General features: G+C 72.1%; 8 protein-coding genes. 6 read left to right on the top strand and 2 right to left on the bottom strand.

The genetic code is table 11. From position 1 onward, the window contains the following. The 3 genes from AB0E19_RS20510 to AB0E19_RS20500 form a co-directional block, all read left to right on the top strand. The coding region (locus AB0E19_RS20510) for a DUF5753 domain-containing protein (protein WP_362181848.1) at positions 1-391 on the top strand (391 nt) is incomplete at its 5' end. A gap of 13 nt (positions 392-404) precedes the next feature. Further along, positions 405-626, top strand: a complete 222-nt coding sequence (locus AB0E19_RS20505; RefSeq protein WP_362181845.1) for a hypothetical protein — start codon at positions 405-407, stop codon at positions 624-626. Positions 627-831: 205 nt separating this feature from the next. Then, positions 832-1,806 (top strand): acyl-ACP desaturase, encoded by a 975-nt coding sequence (locus tag AB0E19_RS20500; RefSeq protein WP_362181842.1) that lies wholly within the window; start codon positions 832-834, stop codon positions 1,804-1,806. A gap of 43 nt (positions 1,807-1,849) precedes the next feature. Here the strand turns inward: AB0E19_RS20500 and AB0E19_RS20495 are convergent, their stop codons facing one another. Beyond that, positions 1,850-2,122: a WhiB family transcriptional regulator gene (locus AB0E19_RS20495; protein WP_362181839.1), complete on the bottom strand. Its 273-nt coding sequence runs from the start codon at positions 2,120-2,122 to the stop codon at positions 1,850-1,852. A 45-nt stretch (positions 2,123-2,167) separates the two neighbouring features. Beyond that, positions 2,168-3,220: a non-homologous end-joining DNA ligase gene (gene ligD / locus AB0E19_RS20490; protein ID WP_362181836.1), complete on the bottom strand. Its 1,053-nt coding sequence runs from the start codon at positions 3,218-3,220 to the stop codon at positions 2,168-2,170. Positions 3,221-3,273: 53 nt separating this feature from the next. On the opposite strand from ligD, the gene AB0E19_RS20485 reads away from it, so the two are divergent. From AB0E19_RS20485 to AB0E19_RS20475, 3 genes are all read left to right on the top strand, one after another. After that, positions 3,274-4,332, top strand: a complete 1,059-nt coding sequence (locus tag AB0E19_RS20485) for an ATP-dependent DNA ligase (protein ID WP_362181833.1) — start codon at positions 3,274-3,276, stop codon at positions 4,330-4,332. Between the two features lie 386 nt (positions 4,333-4,718). After that, positions 4,719-4,970 (top strand): hypothetical protein, encoded by a 252-nt coding sequence (locus AB0E19_RS20480; protein WP_360609325.1) that lies wholly within the window; start codon positions 4,719-4,721, stop codon positions 4,968-4,970. Positions 4,971-5,044: 74 nt separating this feature from the next. After that, positions 5,045-7,147 (top strand): MDR family MFS transporter, encoded by a 2,103-nt coding sequence (locus tag AB0E19_RS20475; RefSeq protein ID WP_362181829.1) that lies wholly within the window; start codon positions 5,045-5,047, stop codon positions 7,145-7,147. The last annotated feature ends 1 nt before the right edge of the window (position 7,148 follow it).

Below are 7,148 nucleotides of genomic sequence, written 5' to 3'. Positions count from 1 at the left end.
GCGGCTGCGCCGCCAGGAGGTCCTGGACCGGCCGGTGCCGTACGAGGCGGTGATCCACGAGGCGGCGCTGCGCATGCAGTTCGGCGGCCCGAAAGTGGCCCGCGCACAGCTGGAGCACATCCTGGAGCAGTCCGAGCGGGCGACCGTCACCGTGCGGGTCATCCCCTTCGCCGCCGGGGGTTTCCCCGGCGCCGGACAGTCGTTCACCTATGTGTCCGCGCCGGTGCCGCAGCTCGACACCGTGCAGCTCGACTCCTCGCACGGCTCGCTCCTGCTCGACGCCGACATGAAGCTGCGCCGGTACCAGGGGCTGCTCGGGCGGCTGCGCGGACTCGCCCTGCCCACCGCCGACTCCCGCGCGTTCATCCGCGCGATAGCCCAGGACCTGTGAGGGACCCCCCACCATGAACGCCACCGACACCACCTCCGCCTCCCCCGACCGCATCGCCTGGGGCGACGCCTTCTGCAGCGAGGGCGCCAACTGCTTCCGCTTCGGCCTCGACGACGCCGGCCGCGCCTACATCGGCTCGACCCTCGCCCCGGGCGAGTACGTCAGCGACTCGGTGGAGGCGCTGCGCGCGCTGATCTCCGCGGTGAAGTCCGGCGCCGCCGATCATCTGCTCTGAGTAGCCGATCAGTTGTTCGCGGGTGACCACCCCCGAGGTGACCTGCGTCTCTTTTCCCGGCCCGAGCTGGGTTCATAACGGAACGTAACCGGACAACGCCCGGAAGGGGCTTGGTCGACCCCTTACAGAGCCTTAACCTACGGTCTCGTAACCTACGAGTCCGTAGGTAGTTCCGTTTGCCCTTTCTCCGTCCCCAGGAGTCCCCGTGACGCTCACCTCTCCCCACCTCGGCAGCTCGGCAGGGTGGACCGACGCGCGCTTGCTGTACGCGCTGGAAGAGGTGGTGGAGAAGGAGCTCAACCGGCACCTCAAGGTCGCCAAGGACTGGATGCCGCACGAGTACGTGCCGTGGTCGGACGGTCGCAACTTCCCGGGCTTCTTCGAGGACGGCGAGGCCTGGGACCCGGCCCAGTCCAAGGTCACGGACATAGGGAAGATCGCCCTCGTGGTGAACCTCCTGACCGAGGACAACCTCCCCAGCTACCACCACGAGATCGCCAGCCTCTTCGGCCGCGACGGCGCCTGGGGCACCTGGGTGCACCGCTGGACCGCCGAGGAGGGCCGGCACGGCATCGTCATGCGCGACTACCTGCTCGCCTCCCGCGCCGTCGACCCGGACAAGCTGGAGCAGTTCCGGATGTCGCACATGAGCGAGGGCTTCGAGTCGGACAACCGCCACTCGATGCTGCACTCCGTGGCGTACGTGTCCTTCCAGGAGCTCGCCACCCGCATCTCGCACCGCAACACCGGCCACCAGTCCGGAGACCCCGTCTGCGACCGGATGCTCGCCCGCATCGCGCTCGACGAGAACCTCCACATGATCTTCTACCGCAACCTGCTGAAGGCGGCCCTGGAGATCGCCCCCGACCTGGCGATGCAGGCCGTGCGGGACGTGGTCGTGGACTTCCGGATGCCCGGTCACGGCATCCCCGGCTTCGAGCGCGCCGCCGCCCAGATGGCGATCGGCGAGGTCTACAACCTGCGCATCCACCACGACGACGTCCTGGCGCCGGTCATCCGGCACCTGCGGATCCTGGAGCTGGACGGCCTCGGCCCCGACGGGCTGCGCGCCCAGGAGGAGCTCGGCCTGTTCATGAACGGCCTCGACACGGAAGCCGCGAAGTTCGACGAGAAGCTCGCCGCCCGCAAGGCCCGGATGGCCGCCCGCGCCGCGCACTGAACGGGGTCGTGCCCCGGAGCGGTCGTCGGACCCCCGGAGCGGTTCAGGAGCGCTGCGTGCGCCGCAGCCTGAGCCGCTCCTTCTCCGAGAGCCCGCCCCACACCCCGAACCGCTCGTCGTGCGCGAGCGCGTACTCCAGGCAGGCCACCCGCCCCTCGCACGCGCCGCAGAGCTGCTTGGCCTCGCGGGTCGAGGACCCCGGGGCGGGGAAGAAGAACTCGGGTCCGGCCTGGGCGCACAGCGCGTCCTCGCGCCAGGCGAGGTCGGCGGCGGGGCGGGCGGTCGGGAAGGTCAGGACTGCGGTCTCGGTCTGCATGGCTCCACCCTGCCGGGGGCCGCTAAACACACCGTCAACGTCCGATCAATGCGGCGCGTCGGGCGCGTCGGCACCGTTCCCTTCCGGCTTCCTCGCCCGGCTCGGCTGGACCCGCTTCGGCTCCCCGGGCATCTTCGGGTACTCGGGCGGATAGGGCAGGTCCCCGAGGGCGTGCTCGGCCTCGTCGCGCCGGGCCAGTTCGAGGAGCGGCTCCAGGTCGAAGCGCTCGTCGTCCATGTCGGCATGGACGTCGCCCAGTGCGGCGTAGCGGGCCGGCATGGTGCGGATGTCGAAGTCCCGCGGCACCGCGTCGTCGATCTCCTCCCAGCGCAGCGGCGCGGAGACCGGGGCGTGCGGCCGGGGCCGTACCGAGTAGGCGGAGGCGATCGTGCGGTCGCGGGCCGTCTGGTTGTAGTCCACGAAGATCCGCTCGCCGCGCTCCTCCTTCCACCACTTCATGGTCACCCGGTCCGGCATCCGCCGCTCCAGCTCCCGCCCGCACGCGATGGCGGCCCGCCGCACCTGGACGAAGGTCCAGTCGGGGCGGATGGGGACGAAGACGTGCAGCCCGCGTCCGCCGGAGGTCTTGGGCCAGCCGCGCAACCCGTACTCGCCGAGGACGGCGCGCAGTTCGTGGGCGGCGCGGACCGCGTCGGCGTAGTCGGTGCCCGGCTGCGGGTCGAGGTCGAGGCGGAGCTCGTCGGGGCGGTCGGTGTCGGCGCGCCGCACCGGCCACGGGTGGAAGGTGACGGCGCCGAGGTTGGCCGCCCAGAGCACGGCGGCCGGTTCGGTGGGGCACATCTCGTCGGCCGAGCGTCCGCTGGGGAAGGTGATGTGCGCGGTGGGGATCCAGTCGGGCAGGTACTTCGGGGCCCGCTTCTGGAAGAAGGACTCGCCCGTCACCCCGTCGGGGTAGCGCTCCAGGGTGGTGGGCCGGTCCCGCAGGGCGCGGGTGATGCCCTCGCCGACGGCGAGGTAGTAGTTCACCATGTCCAGCTTGGTGTAGCCGGGCTCCGGGAAGTAGACCTTGTCCGGGTTGGAGACGCGGACGGTGCGCCCGCCCGCCTCCAGTTCCACCGCTGCCGTCTTGCCTGCCATGGGCGCCACCCTAGAGCTCGCCGACAACTGCCGCATACCGGACAATCTGCTGCATGGATCTGCCGGTGATGCCGCCCGTGAAGCCGATGCTCGCCAAGGCGGTGAAGAAGATCCCGCCCGGGATGCAGTACGAGGCCAAATGGGACGGCTTCCGGGCGATCGTCCACCGCGACGGCCCCGAGCTGGTCATCGGCAGCCGCACCGGCAAGCCCCTCACCCGCTACTTCCCCGAACTCGTCGAGGCCCTCGCGGAGCGGCTGCCGGAGCGGTGCGTGGTGGACGGCGAGATCGTCGTCGAGCGCGGCGGACGGCTCGACTTCGACCGGCTCAGCGAGCGGATCCACCCGGCCGACTCCCGGGTCCGGATGCTCGCCGACACCACCCCCGCCCGCTTCGTCGCCTTCGACCTGCTCGCCCTCGGGGACGACGCCCTCCTCGACACCCCGCTCGCCGAGCGCCGCGCGGCCCTGGAGCGGATGCTCGCCGGCACCACCGCCCCGCTGCACCTCGCCCCCGCCACCCGGGACCCGGAACTGGCCGCGCGCTGGTTCGAGCAGTACGAGGGGGCCGGGCTCGACGGGGTGATCGCCAAACCGCTCGACCTGCCCTACCGGCCCGACGCCCGGCTGATGTACAAGATCAAGCACGAGCGGACCGCCGACGTCGTCGTGGCCGGGTACCGCTTCCACAAGAGCGGCCCCGTCGTCGGCTCGCTCCTCCTCGGCCTGTACGACGACCGGGGCGCCCTCCAGCACGTCGGCGTCTGCGCCGCCTTCACCGCCACGCGGCGGGCCGAGCTCGTCGAGGAGCTGGAGCCGCTGCGGATGGACCCGCCCGACGGACACCCGTGGGCGGCCTGGGCCGAGGAGGCCGCGCACGAGGGGGCCAGGCTGCCGGGCGCGCCGAGCCGCTGGTCGGGCAAGAAGGACCTCTCGTGGGTGGCGCTGCGGCCGGAGCGGGTCTGCGAGGTCGGCTACGACCACATGGAGGGCGACCGCTTCCGGCACACCGCGCAGTTCAAGCGCTGGCGCCCGGACCGCGCCCCCGAGTCCTGCGGCTACGCGCAGCTCGACGAGCCGGTCTCGTACGACCTGTCGGACGTCCTGGGCTGACCCTCCGGGCGGGACGGCGACGGGACAAGCGGACGATCTTGCCGGTCCTGGCGTCCGCGCGCCACGTGATTTCCTTCACACAGGCAGGGCCGTCACGGGTCTTGCGCGCCCCGCGCCCCGCCCCGAGGACACCCCTCCGCGCCCGCGATACGCAGGGACCGTACGCAATGCGGCGCCGGCGACACGCCCCGTACCTGCGGGAACGCCGGGGCCGGCGATCACCGGGGCCGCGCGGTCCGAGGCGGGTGCGCCCGCGCACCCCGCGCGGGGCGGGCGCCCCCGGCGCACCCCGGCACCGGAGCCGTACCGGAACCGCTCCCGCCATCCGGTACGTATGGAGGTGAGAGCCCTTCCCGTCCGCCCCCACGAACCGCTAGGACTGACCCGTGATCGCCTCGCCCTCCCCCCTCGTCCCCGTCCCGATCCCCGACCGCGTGGCCGCTCTCATCGGCGCCTGTCTGCCCGCGCACGTCCTCCAGGCGGAGATCGAGGCGGACTGCGCGGCGCGCGAGGTCTACCGCTTCCGCGGGCCGCTCTGCCCCGAGGACCTCGCCGACCGCGAGCACGCCCTCGCCGCGCTCGCCCGCGCCAACAAGATCCTGGCCAAGCACCACCCGACGCTGCCGGTACGCCCCTGAGGGCCGTCTGAGGGCGTCGCCCGTTCGGGCGCATCCCACGGGCAGCGGAGGCGGCGCGGTGTGACGCTGCGAGGGTGACCACGACCAGCGACGCAGCACCCGCCGCCCCGGCCGCGCCCGCACCGCCCGTGCTCGACGGCCGGCGCCGCAACATCGTCTTCGGCACGATCATGCTCGGCGTGCTGCTCGCGGCACTCGACCAGACCATCGTGGGCACCGCCCTGCCCACGATCGTCGCGGACCTCGGGGGCGCCGCCCACATGTCGTGGGTCGTCACCTCCTACCTCCTCGCGGAGACCGTGGCGACGGTCCTGGTCGGCAAGTTCGGCGACCTCTTCGGCCGCAAGCTGATCTTCCAGATCTCCGCGGTCGTCTTCATCACCGGCTCCTTCCTCTGCGGCCTCGCCACCAACATGACGCTGCTGATCGTCTGGCGCGGCCTGCAGGGCATCGGCGCCGGCGGCCTCATGGTCACCTCGATGGCGCTGATCGCCGACGTGATCCCGCTGCGCGAGCGCGGCAAGTACCAGGGCGCGATCGGCGCCGTGTTCGGCGTCTCCACGGTGATCGGGCCGCTGCTCGGCGGCCTGTTCACCGACCACGCCAGCTGGCGCTGGGCCTTCTACGTCAACGTCCCGATCGCGATCCTCGTCGTCATCGCCGCCGCCCGGACCATCCCCTCCGTGCGCTCCGCGAGCCGGCCGGTCATCGACTACCTGGGCATCGCCCTGGTCGCGATCGGCTCCAGCGCCCTGATCCTGGCGACCAGTTGGGGCGGGAACGAGTACGCGTGGGGATCCGGCGTCATCATCGGCCTCTTCGCCGGCGGCCTGATCGCCCTCGCCCTGTTCTGCTGGGCGGAGATGCGGGCCGCCGAACCCATGCTGCCGATGCGGCTGTTCCGCAATCCGGTCTTCACCGTCTGCTCGGTGCTGAGCTTCGTCGTCGGCTTCGCCATGCTCGGCGCGATGACCTTCCTGCCGACCTACCTCCAGTACGTGGACGGGGATTCGGCGACCGTCTCCGGCATCCGGACGCTGCCGATGGTCGTCGGTCTGCTGATCGCCTCGATCTACAGCGGCAACGTGGTCAGCAAGACCGGGCACTACCGGATCTTCCCCATCGTCGGCTGCGCGGTGATGGGCGTCGGGCTCTATCTGCTGTCGCTGATGGACCAGAACACCGGCGCCTGGCTGGAGTCGCTGTACATGTTCGTGCTCGGCGTCGGCATCGGCCTGTGCATGCAGGTCCTGACGATCGCCGTGCAGAACACCGTCGACTACGCCGACCTCGGCACCGCCACCTCCGGCGTCACCTTCTTCCGCACCCTGGGCAGCTCCTTCGGCACCGCCGTCTTCGGCACGATCTACACCAACTCCCTCAAGCCCAACCTCACCGACGGGGTCGCCGAGGCGTCCGCGCTCGCCGGGCAGGCGGGGCTCGACCCCGCCTCGGTGCCGGGGGCCGCGCAGAGCCCGCAGGGACTGCACGGCCTGCCCGACGGGGTCGCCGAGCCGATCGTCCAGGCCTATGCCGACACCCTGCACACCGTCTTCCTGTGGACCGTGCCGGTCGCCGTCGTCGGCTTCGTCGTCGCCCTCTTCCTCAAGCAGGTCGAGCTGCGGGACTCGGCCCGGGAGGCCGCCCCCGACATGGGCGAGGGCTTCGCCTCCCCCACCGCCAGCGGCGACTCGGCGAAGCTCCTCGAACTCTCCGTCGGCCGACTGCTGCGCCGGGTCGACATGGACACCGCCCGCCGGATCGTCGCCGGCTCCGACACCCGGCTGGACACGGCCGGCGCCTGGGCGGTCATGCAGGTGGAGCTGCACACCCGGACGGTCGGGCACGCGAGCCTCGGCCTGATCGCGGCGAGCCGCCGCCTGCCGCCGGAGGTCATCCTCCCGGTCTTCGACCGGATGGTCGACGAGGGCTTCCTCACCCGGGACGGCAACCTCCTCTCGCACACGCCGGCCGGCACCCGCGAGGCCGAGGTCATCACCCACGCCTGGGGCGACTGGCTCTCCGCCCGCCTGGAGCAGGAGCGCGACCGCCCCAGCGGCCCCGAACTGCGCGCCGCCGTCGACGCCATCGCGAAGAAGGCCGTCGCCGAGGACCTGTCCACCGGCATCCCGACGGGCCGCGCGAACGACCGGCCGAAGGCCGCCTCCCGGTCGTGAG

The sequence above is a fragment of the Streptomyces sp. NPDC047974 genome (assembly GCF_040653375.1).
GTDB lineage: Bacteria > Actinomycetota > Actinomycetes > Streptomycetales > Streptomycetaceae > Streptomyces.
The sequence above is the reverse complement of the archived record's forward strand: the minus strand, read 5'-3'. Positions and strand labels throughout refer to the sequence as shown.